Source organism: Armatimonadota bacterium (genome assembly GCA_020354555.1).
In the GTDB taxonomy this organism is placed as follows: Bacteria; Armatimonadota; Hebobacteria.
This window is the reverse complement of sequence record CP070648.1, coordinates 1740219-1760917: the sequence shown is the minus strand read 5'-3', so window position 1 is coordinate 1760917 and position 20699 is coordinate 1740219. Positions and strand designations below refer to the sequence as shown.

At 67.5% G+C, this 20699-nt stretch carries 18 protein-coding genes; 11 read left to right on the top strand and 7 right to left on the bottom strand.

All coding sequences use genetic code 11. The features are described from left to right. Positions 1-10 precede the first annotated feature (10 nt). The 5 genes from JSV65_07195 to JSV65_07175 all read right to left on the bottom strand — a co-directional run bounded on the left by JSV65_07195 (position 11) and on the right by JSV65_07175 (position 5795). Complete coding sequence (locus JSV65_07195; GenBank protein ID UCH36133.1) at positions 11-1822, bottom strand: ABC transporter ATP-binding protein; 1812 nt, start codon at positions 1820-1822, stop codon at positions 11-13. A 35-nt stretch (positions 1823-1857) separates the two neighbouring features. Continuing rightward, complete coding sequence (locus JSV65_07190; protein UCH36132.1) at positions 1858-2952, bottom strand: hypothetical protein; 1095 nt, start codon at positions 2950-2952, stop codon at positions 1858-1860. A gap of 204 nt (positions 2953-3156) precedes the next feature. Further along, complete coding sequence (locus JSV65_07185) at positions 3157-4557, bottom strand: serine/threonine-protein phosphatase (protein UCH36131.1); 1401 nt, start codon at positions 4555-4557, stop codon at positions 3157-3159. Between the two features lie 19 nt (positions 4558-4576). Then, a complete protein-coding gene (locus tag JSV65_07180) occupies positions 4577-5023 on the bottom strand; it encodes a hypothetical protein (GenBank protein ID UCH36130.1) in 447 nt (148 codons plus the stop codon). Between the two features lie 19 nt (positions 5024-5042). Then, positions 5043-5795: a hypothetical protein gene (locus JSV65_07175; protein ID UCH36129.1), complete on the bottom strand. Its 753-nt coding sequence runs from the start codon at positions 5793-5795 to the stop codon at positions 5043-5045. Positions 5796-6053: 258 nt separating this feature from the next. Here JSV65_07175 and JSV65_07170 point away from each other — a divergent pair, with 258 nt between their 5' ends. Further along, on the top strand, positions 6054-7619 hold the full coding sequence (locus JSV65_07170) for a DUF3084 domain-containing protein (protein UCH36128.1): 1566 nt from the start codon (positions 6054-6056) through the stop codon (positions 7617-7619). A 72-nt stretch (positions 7620-7691) separates the two neighbouring features. Further along, complete coding sequence (gene csaB, locus JSV65_07165; protein UCH36127.1) at positions 7692-8792, top strand: polysaccharide pyruvyl transferase CsaB; 1101 nt, start codon at positions 7692-7694, stop codon at positions 8790-8792. Positions 8793-8912: 120 nt separating this feature from the next. Here csaB and JSV65_07160 read toward each other — a convergent pair whose 3' ends face one another. Both JSV65_07160 and JSV65_07155 read right to left on the bottom strand, forming a co-directional pair. Further along, entirely contained in the window at positions 8913-9392 is a 480-nt protein-coding gene (locus JSV65_07160; protein UCH36126.1) for a hypothetical protein, read from the bottom strand. A 132-nt stretch (positions 9393-9524) separates the two neighbouring features. Then, positions 9525-10178: a nitroreductase family protein gene (locus JSV65_07155; protein ID UCH36125.1), complete on the bottom strand. Its 654-nt coding sequence runs from the start codon at positions 10176-10178 to the stop codon at positions 9525-9527. 284 nt (positions 10179-10462) lie between these two features. On the opposite strand from JSV65_07155, the gene JSV65_07150 reads away from it, so the two are divergent. From JSV65_07150 to JSV65_07110, 9 genes are all read left to right on the top strand, one after another. After that, a complete protein-coding gene (locus JSV65_07150) occupies positions 10463-10900 on the top strand; it encodes a cell division/cell wall cluster transcriptional repressor MraZ (GenBank protein UCH36124.1) in 438 nt (145 codons plus the stop codon). 47 nt (positions 10901-10947) lie between these two features. Next, positions 10948-11892: a 16S rRNA (cytosine(1402)-N(4))-methyltransferase RsmH gene (rsmH, locus tag JSV65_07145; GenBank protein ID UCH36716.1), complete on the top strand. Its 945-nt coding sequence runs from the start codon at positions 10948-10950 to the stop codon at positions 11890-11892. A gap of 83 nt (positions 11893-11975) precedes the next feature. Further along, positions 11976-12497, top strand: coding sequence for a hypothetical protein (locus JSV65_07140; GenBank protein ID UCH36123.1), 522 nt, complete (start codon positions 11976-11978; stop codon positions 12495-12497). 220 nt (positions 12498-12717) lie between these two features. Then, positions 12718-14526 (top strand): penicillin-binding protein 2, encoded by a 1809-nt coding sequence (locus tag JSV65_07135; GenBank protein ID UCH36122.1) that lies wholly within the window; start codon positions 12718-12720, stop codon positions 14524-14526. Positions 14527-14742: 216 nt separating this feature from the next. Next, positions 14743-16272: a UDP-N-acetylmuramoyl-L-alanyl-D-glutamate--2,6-diaminopimelate ligase gene (locus tag JSV65_07130; GenBank protein ID UCH36121.1), complete on the top strand. Its 1530-nt coding sequence runs from the start codon at positions 14743-14745 to the stop codon at positions 16270-16272. Continuing rightward, positions 16269-17723, top strand: a complete 1455-nt coding sequence (locus JSV65_07125; GenBank protein UCH36120.1) for a UDP-N-acetylmuramoyl-tripeptide--D-alanyl-D-alanine ligase — start codon at positions 16269-16271, stop codon at positions 17721-17723. Before JSV65_07130 ends, JSV65_07125 begins: the two co-directional genes overlap by 4 nt. Beyond that, a complete protein-coding gene (locus JSV65_07120; protein ID UCH36119.1) occupies positions 17716-18690 on the top strand; it encodes a phospho-N-acetylmuramoyl-pentapeptide-transferase in 975 nt (324 codons plus the stop codon). Before JSV65_07125 ends, JSV65_07120 begins: the two co-directional genes overlap by 8 nt. A gap of 50 nt (positions 18691-18740) precedes the next feature. Then, positions 18741-20129: a UDP-N-acetylmuramoyl-L-alanine--D-glutamate ligase gene (gene murD / locus JSV65_07115; GenBank protein ID UCH36715.1), complete on the top strand. Its 1389-nt coding sequence runs from the start codon at positions 18741-18743 to the stop codon at positions 20127-20129. Further along, a partial coding sequence (locus JSV65_07110; GenBank protein UCH36118.1) for an FtsW/RodA/SpoVE family cell cycle protein occupies positions 20126-20699 on the top strand: 574 nt, incomplete at its 3' end. The genes murD and JSV65_07110, both read left to right, overlap by 4 nt.

Below are 20699 nucleotides of genomic sequence, written 5' to 3'. Positions count from 1 at the left end.
CAGAGAGACTCTATCTGAGCAGGGAGTCTACCTCGGATTCTCCCTGCTCGTCAAGCTTGAACTGCTTGCGGTAGAGCCGGCCGTAGAGGCCGTTGGCGGCCACCAGTTCCTCGTGGGTGCCGCGTTCGATGAGGCGGCCCTCGCGCAAAACGAGGATGAGGTCGGCCTTCATGACCGTGGACAGGCGGTGTGCGATGACGAAAGTCGTGCGGTTGCGCATGAGGCGCTCGAGGGCTTCCTGGATGAGCGCCTCGGCCTCGGAATCGAGCGATGAGGTGGCCTCGTCGAGGATCAGGATGCGCGGATTGCGCAGGATGGCGCGGGCGATGGCGATGCGCTGCTTCTGGCCGCCCGACAGGCGCAACCCGCGCTCGCCGACCTCGGTATCATAGCCCTCGGGGAGTTCCTTGACGATGAAGTCGTGGGCGTTGGCCATCATGGCGGCCTCGACGACTTCTTCATCCGTGGCCTCCATGCGCCCGTAGCGCAGGTTGTCCTTGATGGTGCCACTGAAGAGGAAGGTTTCCTGCAACACGATGCCGATCTGGCCGCGCAGCGAGAGCAGGGCGACGTGCCGGATATCGTGTCCGTCAATCAGGATGCGGCCGGAGGTGGGATCGTAGAAGCGCGGGACGAGGTTCGCGAATGTCGTCTTGCCCGAGCCGCTGGGCCCCACCAGGGCGACGACCTTTCCGGGCTCGACGGACACGGCGATGTTCTCAAGAACAAGCTTCTCCGGCTCGTAGCTGAAGGAAACATGGTCGAAGACGACCTCCCCCTTGACCGGCGGCAGCGGCTTGGCGTCGGGATCCTCCTTGACCGTGGAGCGCGCGTCGAGAATGTCGAAGACGCGCTCGGCGGAGATGAGGCCGCGCTGAATGATCTCGTTGCTGGTGCTGAGCGTGACCACCGGCGAATAGAGCATGCCCAGGTAGCCCATGAAGCCGACGAGTTGGCCGATCGTAAGGTGGCCGCGCACCACCTCGCTGCCGCCGTACCAGAGGATCACCGCGGTGCCGGTGGCGGCGAGCAGTTGCGAGATGGCGCCCATGAGGGTGCCGGCCCGGGCGAGGTCAACGCTGTGGGAATACGTTTCGCGCATGCTGCGAAAGAACATGCGCTTCTCGTAGCGTTCCTGGGAGAAGGCCTTGACGACCTGGGCGCCGGCAATGGATTCGTGCAGTTCGCCGTAGAGTTCGGACCACTTGTCGCGCAGGCGCACCCAGATGACGCGGATGTAGCGGATGAACAGGTGGTAGTTGAGGGCGAACAGGGGCAGCACCATGAACGAGATGAGCGCCAGTTTCCAGTGCCATTTGAGCAAAATGGCGACGATGACACCGATGGTGAGCGTGTTGGTGAACAGGTCGATCGAACTCGAGGTGATCATGCCGCCCATGGTGTCCACGTCGCCGGTGATGCGGGCCATGAGGTGGCCGGTGCCGCGGCGCTGGTAGAACTGCATGGGCAGTTCCTGCAAGCGCTGGAACAGGTGGTTGCGGATGTCGAAGAGCACGCGCTGGCCGACCCAACTCATGAGGTAGGTGCGGACGAACGACACCGCGCCCTGGATGGCGTAAAGGGTCAGGATGGCGACGAGCACCAGGTTGAGCATGGCCAGGGGATCCAGGGTCAGACTCGCCGCCCCCAGGCGCACCGTAGCCGGACGCCCGCCGCCGCCCACGATGTCGTCGAATACGAACCTGGTGATGAGCGGCATCGCGACGTGGGTGAGCGCCACCACGGCGACGCACAACACCCCGAGCCCCATGCGCACCACGTACGGGCGCGCGTACCGCAGAAGTCGCAGGAATTTTCGCATGGCCGTCAGCCCCGCCGCCGGGCTCTTCCGCGAGGCTACTCGTTATCCTTCCGCTCCGCGGCTTCCAGTGCGCGGCGTATCTCCAGCAGGGCCTCTTCCTCGGCCTGCCGGGCACGGCGCACCCTGCGCGCCGCCTTGCGCCGCAGATACGCGAAGCCGCGAACGGCCTTGCGGTCGGCGCGCGGCAGCTTGCCGTCGCCGTGGTCAGGGGACAGGGTATCGCTGACTGCAGGCACCTCGGCGAGCACTCGCGCCGCCAGGCTGTAGCTGTCGGCCGCCTTGTCCAGATGCTCCGTGGTTTCCTCGTCGAAGTGAGGATGAATCATCCGCAGGTACTGGGCGGCGGCGCGGCGCGAGTCCCTGATGTACGGAAGCGGGCGGGCATTCCACGCGGCGTACTTGCGCAGGATGCGAGCCTGCTGAAGCTCGGTGCGCTGCTTGTGCAGGAGCGAGTCAAGCAGCTCGCTATAGGCCGCCAGCCCCGCGGCGCAGCCGTCTATGCGAGACTTGCGCATCAGCATCCGCACCGCGCGGCGGAGCGATGCCATGGCCGCCTCGCGCTCGTCCGGCTTGCGTTCCTTGTCGCCGAGAACGAAGTGGTAGTATCCCGGCAGACCCAACTCCAGCAGCCCGGGTTCTTTCACCCAGACCTGCTCCAATTGCGACCGCGACCACGTCTCCAGTTGTCCGTCGGGGAGTCGCGCGAGAAGGGAATCAGGCTCGGACGGGTGTCGCTGGACGACGACCCAATCGGGCCGCGCGCGCAGGATCGCGCATCCCCGGGTTGCGAGGCCCTTGAGCAGCGCGCCGCCGGCTTCCTTCAGGTCGCGGTTGTACACGACCTCGCAGTCGTAGCCGAGCGCCGCGCACACCGCACGCAAGGGGTTGTGGAAGACGACGTCAAGCCCGCGCTCGGGATCGTTGCGATCGAAGCACAGGCGAAAACCCTCCCCGGAAACGCCCATGAGCAGCGCCTTGGGGCGAGGGTCACCGCGCTGTTCGAGGCAGTACTGGATGCAGTTTACGTAACCGAGGGAGGCCAGCGCTTCCCCGTGTGCAACATCGACCTCGGCCTCGCGGGACACGTCCGGCGGTTCAGTGTCCGATGCCGAGGCTTCGCTCTGCGGCACGCCTCTCACCTCCAGCCAACAAAAGACGCCGGCACATGGCCGGCTTGGCGTTTTCCACTTCTTCGTCCGTATCGCCTGTTCATTCACCCACCCCGTCGGGTTCTCCTTCCCGACCAGGCGGCAGCGAAGCTATCATACCACACATCAGCCGATATAGTCACCCGCCGCCGCGAGGTCCGGCGTCGCGTCCCGCGGAGGGGCGCGTCACGCCTGCTCTGCGGCCTGGGCTCCGATGTCGTCGTCGTCTGCGGCGGCCGCTCTTACCGCCGCCGGGCGCGGCGCCAGGCGGATCACCATAATGGTCACGTCGTCGCGGCGCGCGCCGCCTCGCGCGAAGTTCTCTATGGCGGCAAGCATCCCGAGCGCGGCGTCTTTCGCCGAGCCTGCGCCGACGAGCACGGCGCGGGCGGTGTCCTGCAGTTGCTCGGCGCCGAACTCCGCGCCCGCAGCGTTGGTGGCCTCCACGGCGCCGTCGGTGTAGAGCACCAGCGCATCGCCTGCCGCCAGGCGCACCACTTCCTCCTCGTAGCGGGCGTCGCGCAGCACGCCGAGGACGAGGCCGCCCGCCTCCAGGGTTTCCACGGTGTTGTCGCTGCGTATGAGCAGGGGCGGGTCGTGGCCGGCGTTGACGTACGTTACTTCGGCGGCCAAGGGATCCACCTGAGCGTAGAACATCGTTACGAAGCGGTCGGGCTGCAGCTCGTCGAAGACGAGTTCGTTGACACGTTCCAAGACCCGCGACGGCCGGTGCTCGACCGCTGCGGCCACCTTCAGGGCGTACTTGACCACGGGCACGCGCAGCACCTCGGCACCGTACTTGCCGGCCACATCGGCCACGCACAGCCCGTATCGGCCGCCCTCCAAACGGAGCAGGTCGTAGTAGTCGCCCGCGCCCATGCGCACCGCCGCACGGAAGCCCACGCCGACGTCGAGGCCCGGGGGTGGAGAGAGTTGCTGGGGGTTGATCAAGTCATAGAAGTCCTGCATCAGGCGCCGGTGCTGCTGATAGCGGGCGAGCGCGGTGCGTGTCCGTTCCGAGGCCGCACGCTCGCGCTGCTGCGCCTGCGCGATGTAGCCGATGAGAATGACGACCAAGAACAGGACGAGCACGTGCTGGCGTAACGTCTCCGCAATGTCTGCTGTGGTGTACGGGCCGACCCCTGCGAGGATGCCGATATACAGCGCGCCCGAGACCAGCGCGGTCAGCGCCGCCCCGACGATCCCGAACCACAGCGCGGCGATGAATACGAGGGCGTAGTACAGCGGGAAGAACCCGGGGCCGAGGCCCAAGACGCGGCTCAATGCCACCCACAGCGTGATGAACACGATATCGAGGCTGAGGATGAAGTGCCGGTGTCCGGGGAAGTAGAGCCCCCGCCAATACATGATGAGCAAGGCCACATTGTAGGTCGCGGCCAGGATGGCAACGAGATGCAGAGGCGTGAAGGAGCCCAAGACCCGGCTGCTCCGGAACAGGGTGACCACCGTGAGCGCGACGAAGGCGGTGCGGAAGATGGCGACCGCTGTCTCCGGGTTGGCCAAGCTGCGGGCGTTATCGACCGTTGCCTCCCCCTCAAGCTCGAGGCGTGGCTCAGGCAGGATCATGTCTCAGGCTCAAGTTGACTCAGATTTCAAAATCCAGGACTGCGGATACTCCGACACCCGAGACGCCCTTGGGAGCGCCGCTGACCGTCTCCGTGCTCACGGGGATGAGGACGCGCATGCGAAAGCGGTCGCGAAACTTCGCCTCAACCTGTGCCACGGCCTTCACGGTCCGCACTTTGCTCGGCACTCCAACCACCTGGGCGGCCCCGATGAACCCGCCGGCGCCCACGGACAGTATCGGCACGACCTTGGTCGCGCCGCGGGCCTCGGCGCCGCGCTCGCCGAGCGCCTTGTTGATGAACGAGTCGATCTGACCGGAGAATTGCTTCACGACGTAGCCGATGCCGAAGATCTTGAGCAGATCGCCGACGTCAACGGCAACCGCCGTCCCGCTCACCATCGCCACCAGAACGAGCGCGATGGTGACGGCCATAAAGCGTCGGTCAAGCTTGCCTAGTGTTTTCATGTTGTGCCCTCGCGTCACCCTACAGCGGGAGGTTGTAATCAATGAGGGCGCTCACGCTGACGCCCTGCACGCGGTCCGGCTTGGTGCTGATGCTCGAGACCGGGATGTAGATGCGCGCGCGCACCGCGCGCCGAAACTCGGCCTCGACCTGCGCGACTGCCTTGACCTTGCCGACCTCAACCTTCGGACCGGATACTCGCGCCGCCCCGATCGAGACCCCCGGGGTGCCGATGCTGAAGACGGGCACGATCTTGTCCTCCTGCCACTCCCAGTTGACCTCCGGTGGCCCCGGGGCCGTCACCGGGGATATCGCCGCCGTCCCCGGCGCGGTTGCCGTCGGGGGCTCGCTCGGAACCTCCCCGCCCAGCGCTTGCACCATGTTGCTATACCACGCCTGCGCCAGGAGCGTCGGCGTGGTACCGTTGACCTGGGCATGGAAGCGGTCGGCGGTAACTATCAGATCGCCGCCGCTCGTCATCACCGCCTGCTCGCGATTCATCTCGCCGACGCGCAGATCTTGCCAAGCCAGGCCGGCCTGGAGCGCCTTGCTGAGCCGCGCCGCAACCGCCTCGGCGCGCTGAGTTGCGCTGTATCCCCCGGCGGCGCTGCGAATGCGCATCACCACCGCGTCGTTGATGACCACCTCGCCTTCCTCTCGATCGCCCCACGTGCGAGTGCGCGCGGTGGCCGTCACGGCGGGCCAGCAGGCCGCGGCGCTCGCGAGCAAGAGCACCGAGAGCGCAGCAATCATCCTCGCTCTGCGCTTCTTCATCGTCACCTCCTGAATACGTCGGGTGTGCAAACCCTAGCGTGGTAGTTTACCGCAACCCGTACGTCATGTCCTTCTAGCCAATGGGACGGTGCCTACACAAGCCGTCGCCCTCTCCGCCTCTCGGGTTCCGGCCATTTAGACGCGCCCGCGTCTCCGTTGGTTCATGCCACGACCGTGCATCGCTGCATCAGCGCGATGCTGCGGCACCGGCACGGGGCCGCAGCGGATTCCTTGACGGCCGTAGCACCCCCGCCTATAATGACCCGGAAGATGACGCGGCCGGTGAGTCGCGTCGTCTGTGGAGAGCAGGCGCCAATGGGCGGCTACGGCGTATTTCTCATCGCGGCGCTGATCGTAGCCAGCGGCATCATCGCCTATGTCGGCGATGTCATCGGGCGCCGCATGGGTCGCCGCCGGCTGACGTTGTTCGGACTGCGGCCGCGGCGCACGGCGATCGCGATATCGGTGCTGGCGGGGATGCTGATCGCGGCGTTCACGCTCACTTCCGCGATGCTGGTGTCGCAAAACGTGCGGGATGCGTTGCTGCGAGTGGCGGAGATGCGGCGCGAGATCGGGCGACTCGAGAGTGCCGCGCGGGAGTTGGAAACGCGCGCTGAGAGCAGCCGGCGGCGCGCGGCGCGGGCACAGCGCGACCTCGATGCGGCGAAGGAGCGACTGACCGCGGTGCTGTCCGCGCTGACACAGCAGACCAAGCGCCTGGGTGAGCAGAGGCAGCAGCTGGCGGCGGCTCGGGAGCGGCTGCGCGTCGTATCGGCGGAGCTGGCGACGCAGAGGGAGAATCTCGAGATAACGGCCGCGCGGCTGCGGGAGGTGTCCGCGGAACTCGAGAGGGAGCGCCGCGAACTGGCGGACCAGCGCCGGGAACTCGAGGCGACGCGCGGCGCACTCGCCACCACCCAACAGGAGTTGGGCACCAAGACCCAGGAGTTGTCGCAGGTCGCGGCCGAACTGGCGAACGCCAACCGCGAACTGGACGCCGCGTATGCCGAACTGCGCGACAACGCGCAGATGATCATCAAGTTGACCGGCGAGCGCGAGCAGCTTGAGGCGGACATTCGGAGCCTGTCACAACAGGCGCGACAGGCGTTCCAGGTGATCCGGACCCAGCCGGTCATCTTCGGCGCCGATGAGGAGATCGTGACCGCGGTCGTTCCCGGCGGACGACCGATCAGCGAAGTGCGTTCCGACCTCGATGACTTCGTCGGTCTCGTCAACCGAGCGGCCGTCAGCGGGGGGGCCGGCGCGCGAGACAACGGTCGGGGCATCGACATGTCGCAGCTGGTGTGGGATGAGGCGACGCAGCAGCCGATTCTCTACACCGAGGGGCAGGTGCTGGATGCCCTTGCGGAGGCGATCAGCGACACAGAGGGCAGCGTGATCGTCCGCGCCGCGTCGGCGGGCAACGTGGTGCGGGGCGAGACCGTCGTGGTTCACTTCAGGCTGTTCCGCAACGAACTCGTATTCCACGCCGGCGAGGAACTCGCGCGCACCACGATTGACAGCTCCCGCGATCAAGCGACCCTGATGTTCCAACTCGTCACGTTCCTGCGCGTCAAGGTGTCGAGCCGTGGGCGTGAGGCGGGGGTCATGCCGCGAGCGGCGGCGCGCCTGGGGCAAGGCAGAGAAGCGCTCTTTCCCGGGCCCGAGGAGGTCGTGGGGGAGATCCCGTATCCCGATCTGCTTGACGTCATTCGCCAGGTACAGAGCCGCAAGGGCAGCGTGGAGGTGATCGCCCACGCCGCGAGCGACATTTGGAGTGCCGGCCCGCTCCGGGTCAAGTTGACCGTGGAGGGGCGTTCCTGATCCGCCGGCCCCGTCCCCGGCGCATCACGCGCAGCCGGCGCTCGTACCCAACACCGACCTGGGGAGCCATCCGTGCGGGCCATTGTATCCGGCTACTACGGGTCCGGCAACGCCGGGGATGAGGCGCTGCTGGCCGGCATAGTCGCGGGAATGCGGGAAGCGGCCGGCGACGTGCATCTGACCGTTTTGTCGCGGAGCCCCGCCGTCACCGCCAACAGCCACGGGGTCGAGAGCATCGGCAGCTTCGACGCGCGCGCGCTGCGCCGACAGCTCGACCAAGCGAATCTGCTCATTAGCGGCGGCGGCAATTTGTTCCAGGATACCACCAGCGCCCGCTCATGCCTGTATTACCTCGCAATCGTCGAGCAGGCGCTCAAGGCGCGGGTGCCGGTCATGGTGCTCGGGCAGGGGATCGGTCCGCTGCGGCGGCGCTGGCTGCGCGCGCTCGTCCGCCGCTACCTCAACCGCGTGCAGGGCATTGCGGTCCGCGACTCCCGGTCGGCGCGGGAACTTGCGAGGATGCGGGTCACCGCGCCCACCGTGCGCATCGCGGCGGACCTGTCACTCGCGATGGACCCTTGTCCCCCCGAGCGCGTCGCTGCGGCGTATCGTGATGTCGGCGTGGGCGAGGGCGAACCCGTGCTCGCTGTCGCGCCCCGCACGTGGCGGATACGCGGCATGACGCGAAACCTCTTGTCACGACTCGCGTCCGCCGTCAAAGACGCCATGGCCCGTGTCCAGCCGAACGGCCGGGCCGTGCTCTTCCCCATGCAGCGGCCGCGCGACGTCGAGCCCTGCGGCGCTCTCGCCGAAGCGTTGGGCGGACAGGTTGTCGCAGCCGAAGTGCCGCCACCCGTGCTGGCCGGGATGCTCGGCCGCGCGCGGGCGGTCGTCGGGATGCGGCTCCACGCGCTGATCTTCGCCGCGGCGGGCGGCGCGCCGCCGGTGGCCGTGAGCTACGACCCCAAGGTTGACGCCTTCATGGCGGACCTCGCTCTCGACGTTGCCGCGAGCGCGTCCCGCCTCGACGAAGCGGCGCTTACGTCAGCCATCGTCGAGGCCTGGAACGCGCAGGAGAACCAACGCGCATCCCTGCGAGGAGTGATGGAGGATCGCAGGCAGGTAGTCCGCGATGTGTTCCGCTGGGCCACCCAGGTTGCTCGGCAACGCTAGGCGCGCAGGCCCTGCGACCACACCACTGATCGCCGCAGTCTCTCCGGCAAGCGGCGCCAGTCCAGCCCCCGCTTGGTTACGGGGCCCGACCGAGGGACGCCGGTACCGCCGGACGCGCTACTACTGCTCCGCGCTCGGCTCGTCCTCGGCTGTCGACGGCCCTTCGGCAGCCTTCTCCGCCGCCGGCTCGCCCGCCTCCGGCACCGGCACTGGACGTGCCTGCGCCAGAGCCGCCACCAACGGCGCGATCTCGGCGAGACGCACGTGGACCTCGACTCGCACGTACGACGGCTCTCCGTCACTGTCGGCGGTCTCGGCCTCGCTCGCAGCCAGCGCCTGCTCGGCCATCTCCGCGGGGATCACGCCAAGCTTCGCAAGCACCTCAAACAACTCCGGGATGTTCAAGTACAGCCTGACGTCGAGGTGAGAGCCGTTGACCTGAGCGCTGTCGCCGAGATCGCTCAGCGCGCCCGCCCAACTCTCGGGCGCCGGCTCGGCCTGCGATGTCGCCGCGCCAGCCGACTGTGCAGGAGCGGCCAGCGCGACAGCGGCGGAGCACGACATAACCAGGACGACGATACACACAGTGCTGATGCGCATGGTTGAGTCCGTCCTTTCGCGCGGCGAGCCTGTGACTGCCGGATCGCCGCTCGGCGTTTGCTGGGATTAGGTGCGTGCGAGATGTCGAATGTTCCCGTTCGGCTGAGCTGCTGCCGACTCTAGTTGCCCGCCTCAACGGTGCCGCCGAGGGATCCTTGACACGAGATTCCGTATTGCCTTCCACACCACGGATGGCACGCCGCGGCGGCCGAAGCGCGTCAGGGGGACGGGATGCCCGGCCGGATCGCGCTCGCCCCAGCGCTGCCAGAACGCGATCTCGTCCACCTCCAGCCGCGGCGACGGCGGCGGCTGCTCCGCCGGATAGCCGATCGGAATGAGCGCGGCGACGTGCACGGGCTCGGGGATGCCGAGCAGCTCTTTGACGCGTTCCTCATCGAACAGCCCCACCCAGCACGCCCCCAGGCCGAGGGAGTCGAGGGCGAGCAGCAGGCACATGATGGCAGCGCTGACGTCGTAGAGGTACCATTTCGTCACGCGCGGGTCGGAGCATGCGGCGATGACCGCAGGCGCCTCACGCAGGTGGGCGTTGATGTCGAAGAGTGCGGCGCGTGCGGAGGCAGCCAGCTCACTGCGAGTCCCTTCATCCGTGATGATCACGAAATGCCATGGCTGCCGGTTGGCGCTGGACGGCGCCCACCGCGCCATATCGAGCGCGCGGCGTATCACATCCTGCGGCACCGGGCGATCCTCGAAGCGTCGAACGCTGTGCCGTCGGCGCAGCAGCTCGGCAAGCCGGGCGGTGTTGCTGTCCGGTGGGGTGCTCATCGCATGCAACTCCGATCAGCGGGATGTCTCTGCACACATCTGCTGGCAGCGCGTAGCACGGGAGCGGCGCCGTCCCCCGGCGAGGGTGGCACTGCGGCAGATGGTGGTTGGAAGTGGTGCAAATGCAGAAAGATCCCGGAAAATCCGAAATTTTTTCGGTCAGGGCGGCAGGAGCTATTGACAGTCAAGTGGTATTGTGGTATAGCTTTGTGGCGCGCTGTGGATCATAGTGGTATAAAGTGCAGGATCACACTGATTCGATGCGGCGCAAAGGGGCGTAGAAGTTGACCTCCAATCTCTGGGGGGAATACGAACACCAACTCGACGACAAGGGGCGCGTTACTGTGCCTGCCGCATGGCGCCCCCAGCTCGCCGAGGGACTCTTCCTCTGCCCCGGGTTAAACGGGAACTGCCTGTTCATTCTGCCCAAGTGGCGGTGGGACGGGATCCAGGAGACGCTGTCCAAGGTGACGTACGACGACGAGAAGGGAATGGCCCTCCAACGCCTGTTTGGTTCGGGCGTCGAGACGAAGATTGATCGGCAAGGCCGAGTGTTCATTCCGCCCAAGCTGCGGGCGCGCGCGTCCATCAGCGATGAAGTCATGCTGTGCGGCGGCTTTGATCGCATTGAGATATGGAACCCGGACGAACGCCGCCTCTTCGAGGAGAAGGAGCTCAACCCGGAGGCGCTGCGCGAGAAGGCCCGCAGCAAGCGCCTGTAGGTGTGGTGTCGTGATTCGGCGGGCGCAGGCCGAATCCTGTGAGAAAAATGGAAGAGCAGGCTCACCGCCCCGTGATGGTGGCCGAGGTGCTGGAGTACCTGGCGATACGGCCGGGGATGCGGGTGGTGGACTGCACCGTCGGCAGCGGGGGGCATGCGCAGGCGATATGCGAGGAAATCGGGCCTGATGGCGAGTTGATCGGCATTGACGCCGATGCCGATGCGATAGAGCGAGCCAGGGCGAGGCTATCAGGGAAGCCCGCGATCCTGGTTCAGGGCGATTTCAGAGATATCAGTACGATCCTTGACAAGTTGGACCGACCGGTCGCCGACGGGATGGTGTACGACCTGGGACTCTCTGCCGAACAGCTTCGCGCAGACGAGGGGCGCGGGTTCAGCTTCCGCTCCGACGCGCCCCTGGACATGCGCCGGGATCCCCGGGTCGGGAAGCCGGCGGCCGAGTTGGTGGCCGAACTTCCAGAGCAGGACCTGGCCCGCTTGCTCTGGGAGTTCGGCGAGGAACGGTGGGCGAGACGCATAGCGCGAGCCATCGTGCGGGAGCGCGAGAGAGCAGCGATCCGAACGGCCGCTCAATTCGCAGAAGTAGTCGCAGCAGCAATACCATCCCGCGCGCGCAGCAGCCGGATTCACCCGGCCACCAAGAGCATGATGGCCCTGAGGATCGCGGCCAACGATGAGCTAGCGGCGCTTCGCCAATCACTGCCCGAAGCCATTCGTCGCACGACCGGCGGCGGGAGGATCGTAGTGCTCTCCTATCACAGCCTTGAGGACCGGGTGACGAAGAACGCCTTTCGCGACGATGCGCGCGCCTGTCGCTGCCCACCGTTCCTCCCCACTTGCCGCTGCGAGGGGCGTCCGCTGGTGCGCATACTGACGCGCAAGCCGGTGATGCCCAGCACAGCGGAGATCCAATCCAACCCGCGGGCGCGCAGCGCCAAGCTGCGCGCCGCAGAGAGGATACCCGAGGGATAACGCAGGGCCACTAGGTTAATACATACTGCCTCATAGGCAGATTTCCGCAGCCTCCGTCGGAATCTGCCATGGCGGTGAGCGCAATGTCACAGCAAAACTTGCAGCAGCGATTGGACCAGGACTTCAAATTCGCCCCCAGCGAGCGACCCAAGCGCCGACGTCCGATTGCAGCAACGCACAGACCAGTAATCGCAGCCCTTGCGCTCACCGCCTCCTTTATTATCGCCGGCCTCGTCTACGTCAGCTCCTACGCGCGCGTCGCGCAACTCGAATACCGGCGCCAGGCGCTGGTCGCGGAAGCTCGGTCGTTCGAAGCCGCCAACACGCAGCTTCGTTTCGACGTCGAGCAGGCTCGTGCGCAAGAGCGCGTCGTCAGCGTCGCCCAGCAGTGGGGCATGGCGCTCGCAGATCCCGCCAGTGAAGTAGATTACATCGTTCTGCCGCCGGCGAGCGGCGTTACGGCCGCGGACGCGCGGCGGGACGCTCATCCCTATGCCGTGCTGCGCGACCAAGCCCTGGCGCAGCAGGTGAGCAGTGTCATCACGACCGGCTTGCGCGGGGCGGCGGAGGGTGCCGCCGGAGGCCAGCAGATGGCTCGCCCATAGGACGACGCCTGAGGCAATCCCGGAGCAGACGCCATCAGGAAGCGCGCAGTGTGAGGCGGCGCGCTTTTGCTGTCACTGGCAATTACATAGCACAGCGCTGTCGCGGGCGGCGAAACTCGGCGACGGCGCTTTCGTCGTCAATGGACATGAGAGGCGACAGCCCGATCGCGGTGCGCGCGGATAAGCGGCGATAGCGCTGTCGCCGTCAGTGGGAATCAACATGCGATCAGACATTCCAGCCAGCACGCGCCGATGCATTCAATGCTGGTGTGTCGCGTTCGCGCTGCTGCTCGTCGCGCTCGGCGGCAGGCTGTTCGTTATCCAGGTACTGCTGCACCCTGCTTTAGCCCGCGAGGCCAAGCGACTACAGACGGTCAAGGCCGGCCTCCTCGGCACGCGCGGCACGATCTACGACCGCACTGGCGTGCCGCTCGCCTTCAGCCGCATCTGCTACTCGATCTTCGCGGATCCGGAGGAGATAGACCCCAGTGAGCGGCCCTCCCCGGAGTCCCGGCGCAAGGCGCGGCGGGCGGCAGCCGCCAGGCTTGCCCCGGTGCTCGGCCAGCCGGAGTCGGAGATCGACGCCCTACTCGCCGAGCCGGGGCGCTTCGTGTGGCTGTCCCGCCGCGCGGACGACCGCGTGGTTGCGCAAGTCCGCGAGTTGTGCAGGGCAAGAGAGGGTCCGGACGGGAAGAAGATCCCGGGCCTGCGCGGGATCGGCTTCATCGCCGAGAAGAAGCGCCTGTATCCCTACGGCGAACTCGCGGGCCAGACGCTCGGGCTGGTGCGCGACGACCATATCGGCGGCGCCGGCATTGAACTCGCCTACGACCGCGCCCTCGCCGGTCTCGACGGCTATGTGGTAGCGGAAGTGGACGGCAGCAGCCGGCGGCGGATCATACCGGGGGGCCGCCTGGAACAAGTCGCCCCGCAGGCAGGGCGGGACGTCTACCTGACGATTGACGTCCGCATCCAGGAGATGGCGGAGGGCGCGCTGCGCGAGGGGGTGGAAAGCTGCAATGCCTCCGGCGGCACGGCGATCGTGCTCGACCCGATGACCGGGGCAGTCCTTGCGCTTGCCAACTACCCCTCGATGGACCCCAACCGCTATCGCGAGTTCCCGTCCGAGGCGTGGCGCAATCCCGCGGTCACGTGCGTCTACGAGCCGGGCTCGACATTCAAGCTCGTCGCGGCGTGCGCCGCGCTGCAAGACGGGGGACTGACGGCCGATTCCCCGGTGATCAACTGCACGGGGTCGAAGGCCATCGGGCGGCGCACCATTCATTGCGCCCTGCACCACGGCACGCGCGCCCACGGCGCCCTCGATTTGCGCGGCGTCATCGTGAAATCGTGTAATATCGGCGCCGCCACGCTCGCGCTGTCAGTCGGCGCCGACAAGTTCTACAAGACTCTGCGGGCGCTCGGCTTCACGCAGCGCACCGGAATCGGCCTGCCCTGCGAGGCGATGGGGTCGGTGCCGCGCCCCGACACCTGGCGCGACATCCGCCTCGCCAACCTCGCCTTCGGACAGGGCATAACGGTCACTCCACCGCAGCTGCTCGCGGCCTACACGGCGATCGCTGGCGACGGCATACTCCCTCCCGTGCACATCGTTGATCGCATCGGGCAGCCGGGCAAGCAACCGGTTGAACTCGCGTACGAGGGCCGTCGCGCGCTCCGGCCGGACACGGCTCGCACGATGGCGGACATACTGGGCGACGTCGTCACCGAGGGGACGGGGCAGGCGGCCCGGCTCAATGGCTTCACGGTTGCCGGGAAGACGGGCACGGCGCAGAAGCCGACGGCGGAGGCGGGATACGCCTCGGGTAAGTACATCGGTTCGTTCGTCGGTTTCGCCCCCGCGGAGGAGCCGCGCGTGGCGATACTGGTCATCATGGATGAGCCCAGGGGGAGCCACTACGGGAGCGTCGTCGCGGCGCCGGTCTTCTGCGATATCGCGCGGCGCGGATTGTCTTACCTTGGGATGCCCCCGCGTTTGCTGGTGCAAGCGCCCGACGTGCTGCGATAACGACCTCCGCCGTGAGGTGGAGGCACACATTCCGGTTATAATCTGTAAGGGGAGCCCGGACTGCCGCCCGGCTCGTCGGGCTGCCGTCGGCGGCGGTTGGACTCTCTGGCGCAAGCGCGGTGTTGCGGGGCGAGCCGCGTGGTCAGGTATTCCCCTGGCGGCGAGGCCCCTCACACACGTTACTGGGTCTGCCGGGCGCGGCAGGGACGCTCGCTGATGAGGAACCTGTTCGAACTGCTGACGGAGGTCAACTACCTGCGCCTCACCGGCGCCGCCGACGTGCCGGTAACCGGCGTCGCGTACGACTCGCGCAAGGTCGCGGCGGGAGATCTGTTCGCCTGCGTGCCTGGGCAGCACACCGACGGCCACCTCTACATCAGCGAAGCGCTGGCGCGCGGCGCCGCGGCCATTCTTGCCCAGTCCAAGCGCATCCCGGAGGGGCAGGACTTCGGCACCGCAACCGTGGTCGAGGTGGAGAACGTCCGCGCCGCGCTCGCCGCAGTATCGAGTGCGTTCTACGACAGCCCCTCGCGGCAGTTGTGCCTGATCGGGATCACCGGCACCAACGGCAAGACCACGACGAGCTATCTCACCGAGGCGATCCTGCGCCAGGCGGGCTACGCGACCGGCGTCATCGGCACCCTGGGCTACCACGTCGGCGATGCCCTGCTGCCGGCGATTCACACCACACCCGAGGCGCCGGATTTGCAGTCCCTGCTCCACGGCATGGTGACTGCGGGTGTGACGCACGCGGCGATGGAGGTGTCCTCGCACGCCCTCGCGCTGCGGCGCGCGGATCACTGCGCTTTCTCGTTCGCGGTCTTCACCAACCTCACTCGCGATCATCTCGACTTTCATGCCGATCCACGCGACTACTTCGAGGCCAAGGCGAGGCTGTTCTACGACCCCTTATTCTCCCCGGGCGATCGGCTGCGCATCAACGTCATCAACGCGGACGACGCCTCGGGCCGCGCGCTCGCCGAGCGTGCGGTCGGGCTCACGGTGACCTACGGCATCGAGGGGCGCGGCGACGTCATGGCGCGGGACGTCGCGCTCCGCGCCGACGGCACCTCCTTCCGCGTCGAAGCGCCCCAGGGCATGCTGCCGGTAAACCTCAAGCTCGTGGGGTCGTTCAACGTGTACAACGCGCTGGCGGCGCTGGCGGTGGCGCTCGGGGTCGGCGTCGATCTCGAGCGCGCGGTCGCGGCGCTGGAATCGGTGCCGCCCATTCGCGGCCGCTTCGAGCGGGTCGAAGCAGGACAGGACTGCGCGGTGGTCGTGGACTATTCGCACACCCCCGACGGCCTGGAGAAGGCCCTGCGCGACGCGCGGCGGCTGGTATCCGGGCGGCTGCTCGTCGTGTTCGGCGCCGGCGGGGATCGCGATCCGGGCAAGCGCCCGCTCATGGGCGAGACCGCAGCCCGCCTCGCCGACCTGGTGTTCGTAACTTCCGACAACCCGCGCAGCGAGTCGCCCGAGCGCATTATCCAGCAGATCATGTCGGGCGTGCCGTGGGCGAGTAGGCGGCGCTGCCGCGCCCAGCCGGACCGCCGCGAGGCCATCCGCATGGCGCTCGACGAGGCGCGCGCGGACGACCTGGTTCTCATCGCGGGCAAAGGCCACGAGACGTACCAGATCTTCGCCGACCGTACGATCCACTTCGACGATCGCGAGGTGGTCGGCGAGCTCGTTGCCGAACGCGGTGAGATGCGGCCGGATGCTCAAGCTGAACCGCGGCAACCATGAAAGGTCTCGGTGCGGCAGGGCCAGCCATGCTGGAACTCCAGCCCCGAGCTAACGCGCACGCACTGATCATGGCGGACTTCACCGCAGCAGAGATACTGTCCGCGACGAGCGGACGCCTCGCGGCCGGCCGCGAGGGCGCGACGTGCTCCGGCGTCACCACTGATTCGCGCGCGGTCGCCGCCGGGCAATGCTTCCTCGCCCTGCGCGGCGAGCGGTTCGACGGGCACGACTTCGTGGATATCGCCCTGCGCGCCGGCGCCGTCGGTGCCGTCGTGTCGCGCTCGCCCGAGGGCCTGCAGCGCCAACCCGAATCCGACGCCTTCGTGATCGTGGTGGAGGATACGCTCAAGGCACTCGGGGATTTGGCGCGACTTCACCGCGCGCGGTTCCAGATACCCGTCGTCGGCGTCACGGGCAGCACGGGCAAGACGACGACCAAGGACATGATCGCCACCATCCTCGCGCGCCGCGGCCCGGTCGCCACCACGCCGGAGAACTACAACAACGAGATCGGCGTGCCACTCGCTGTGCTGGCCCTCGCGCCGGAGTACGACACGGCGGTGATTGAGATGGCAATGCGCGGCCCCGGGGAGATCGCATACCTTGCGGGTCTCGCGCAGCCGACCGTGGCCGTGGTGACCAACATCGGACTGAGTCACCTCGAGCGGCTTGGCAGCCCCGAAGCCATCGCTGACGCCAAGGGCGAGCTGGTCGAGGCGGTCGGCGAAGGCACTTCGGTTCTCAATCGGGATGACGCGTTTTTCGAGCGCCTGGCGCGGCGCGCGCGCGGGCCGGTGGTGACATTCGGCCTCGGCGAGGCGGCGGACTTCCGCGCGCTCGCCGTGACTCGCGAGCGAGAGGGGATACGCTTTCAGCTGGTCTGCCGCGGCGGCGAGAGGGAGGTTCGCCTCGGCACGCCCGGGCAGCATCAAGTGCTCAACGCCCTGGCGGCAGCCGCAGCGGCGACACACGCGCGTGCCGACCTCGAGGACGTAGTCGCCGGGCTGGGCGCGTTTACGGCGTCGCGCGCGCGCGCGCAGGTGGTGCAAAGCCGGGCGGGATTTCGCATCATCGATGACTGCTACAACGCGAGCCCCGCGTCGGTCGAGGCCGCGCTCGAACTGCTGGGCGATATGGCGACCGAGCGCAAAGTCGCGGTTTTGGGCGATATGCTGGAACTGGGGCCGTCGGCCCCGGAGCTCCATCGGGCGGTTGGCGAACAGGCGGGCCGCACGGGGTTGGATTTGCTGATTGCAGTGGGTGACCTCGGGCGGTGGATTGCGGAGGGGGCGCGCAGCAGCATGGCGCCCGAGAACGTGCGCTGGACCGAGAGCAACGAGCAGGCCGCGGCGTGGGCGCTGGATGCGATGCGGCCGGGAGATGTCGTCCTCGTCAAGGCGTCGCGCGCGATGGCGTTCGAGCAAATTACGGGGAGGCTGCTGAGTGGCTGACGCAGTGGCGCTGATAGTCGCCTTCGCGATAGCGGTCGTCCTCGGCAGACCCGCCATATTCCTGCTGCGCAAGTGGGGCTGCGGCCAGCAGGTACGGGATGACGGGCCGCAGTCGCATCTCAGCAAAGAGGGCACGCCGACCATGGGGGGGCTCGTCATCATCATCGCACTCATCGCAGCCGCGGCGGCGGGCGGCGCGCTGCTCGGCCATCTCGGGGGAGCGGTGCTGTTGGTCACTGCGCTCGCCGTAGGCTTCGCTGTGGTCGGATTCCTGGACGATCGCTCCATCATCAAGCGCAAGCGCTCCCTGGGCTTGCGGGCGCGGGAGAAACTGCTTCTGCAATTCGCTCTCGCCGCGGGCTTTCTGTATCTCCTGTCGGCATCGGGTATCGTGAACCTGGTGGTGCTGGTTCCGTTCACGGGTCGGCTGCTGACGCTCGGCTGGTGGTACTACCCGGTGGCGGCGGTCTTCATCGTGTTCACCTCCAACAGCGTCAACCTCACCGACGGACTGGACGGCCTCGCCGCCGGGCTCGCAGCGGCGGCAGGCATCTCCGTCGGCGCCATCGCCACGTTCAGAGGGGAGCCCGCGCTCAGCGCGATGTGCTTCGCGCTCGCCGGCGCGTGCCTCGGGTTCTTGTGGTACAACGCCTATCCCGCTCGCGTCTTCATGGGCGATACCGGCTCGCTGGCGCTGGGCGCGGCACTGGCCGGCGCGGCGGTGGTGCTGAAGGCTGAACTGCTGCTGCTGATTATCGGCGTCGTGTTCTACGTCGAGGCGGTTTCGGTGATCGCGCAGGTCGCGAGCTTCCGCCTGACGGGCAAGCGCATCCTGCGCATGAGCCCGCTGCATCACCATCTCGAACTCAGCGGCTGGCCGGAGCCACGGATCGTGTCGCGCATGTGGCTCGCCGGCGGCCTCATCGCCTGGGGAGCAGTGGTCGCCGAGAGGATGCTGCCGTGGTGAACGCATCGAACGGTTCCGCCGGGCGCGCCCGCGCTCAGGGCAGGCCTGGCATCAGCGCGCGAAGGGCCTACGTCATCGGCCTCGGCGAGTACGGCACCGGGCGAGCAGTGGCGACGGCGCTCGCTTCGCTCGGCATATCGGTCACGGCGGCGGATGTGAAGCCCCCCGAGGACTTGGCGGACCAGATCGAGGCACTGCCACAGGAGGTTACGCTCGAGGCCGGACAGGAGGCCTATCGCACACTGCTCGACAGCGACCTCGTGGTCATCAGCCCGGGTGTGCCGCCGGATCTACCGATGCTGCAAGACGCGCGCGAGCGCGGCATCGAGGTGATCGGGGAACTCGAACTCGCCTACCGCCTGACCACAGCGAGGTTCGTCGCCATCACCGGCACCAAGGGCAAGACGACGACGACGACGCTCACCGGACGGCTGCTCGCGGACGGCGGCATTCGTGCCCATGTCGGAGGCAACATCGGCTCGCCGATCATCGAGCACGCGCTCGCCGCGGCGCCCGACGACGTGCTGGTGACGGAAGTGAGCAGCTTCCAACTCGAGACGACGCGCGACTTCCGGCCGCACATCGCGGTGTTGCTCAATTTCTGGCCGGATCACCTGGATCGTCACGTTGACGTGGCGGCGTACTGGAGCGCGAAGCGGCGGATCTTCGAGCGACAGGGGAGCGACGACTGGGCGGTGCTCAACTTCGATGAGCCGCAGGTGCGCGGGCTGGCGGATAAGATCGTCGCGCAGGTGGCGCCGTTCAGCCGGACCGAGCTGCTGGGGCGCGGGGTCTATGTTGACGGAGAGCAGATCGTGGCGGCGCCGCCGGTGGCCGCCGAGCGGCACGCGGTCGCTCCCGTTGTCTCGTTGCGACTGCGCGGCCGGCACAATCTCGAGAACGCGCTCGCGGCGCTCGCGGCAGCGGGCGCCGCGGGAGCGGATCTGAGCGGGGCGGAGCGGACGCTCTCGGCGTTCGAGGGCGTGCCCAACCGGCTCGAGGAAGTCGGAACCGTCGGCGGCGTCATCTTCATCAACGACTCGCAGGCGACGAATCCGCCGGCGGTGGAGCGAGCGCTGGAGGCGATCGAGGAAGCGGTCGTGCTGATCGCGGGCGGCCGGCCCAAGGTGGCCGACTTCGTCGACCTCGGGCGGGCGATTGCGGCGAAGGCGCGCGCGCTGGTGGTGATCGGCGAGGCCGGCCCGGCGATTGCGGCGGCGGCGCAGGCGGCGGGGCTGACGGATATCGAGACCGCCTCGACGCTTCCGGCGGCGGTCCGCGCGGCGTTCGACAAAGCGCAGCCGGGGGACGTCGTCTTGCTCTCGCCCGCGTGCGCCAGCTTCGATATGTTCCGCAACATGGCTCATCGGGGGGAGGTATTTCGCACCGCGGTGGCTGAACTCGCCGCGACGGCCGCGACTTCGAGAGGAGACCAATGACGCGCACTACGACTCATCAGCGAAACGGCGCCCAGTTCGATCTCTTCATCGTGGCGCTCACCGCCGCGCTCGTCGGAGTCGGCATTGTCGCCATCTTCAGCACCAGCTTCGCCAAGGCCGCGTCGTCATCATATGACACTTACTACCTGGTCAAACGTCAAGTTGTCGCTGCCATTCTCGGCGCGGTGGCGATGCTCGTCGTGGCGCATCTCAACATGGAACGATTGCGCGCGATCGCCTACGGCGCCGGCATCGCGGCGGCGGTGGCGCTGATCCTGGTGCTCGCAGTCGGGGTCGAGATCGACGGCGCGCGGCGGTGGTTCCAAATCGGCTTCCTGCATCTCCAGCCCTCCGAGTTCGCCAAGCTCGCCGTCATCATCGCCGCTGCGAGATACGCCGTCGGGAACCCACGGGACATGCGATCGTTCAAGGGGCTCGCGCGGCCGATGGCGGCGGCCGCCGTGCTCGCCTTTCTCGTAGTCAGCGAGCCCGATCTCGGCTCCGCAGTTGTCATCCTTGCGCTTGCATTTCTCGTATATCAGTTCGGTGGCGCGAGGGCGCGCCATCTGG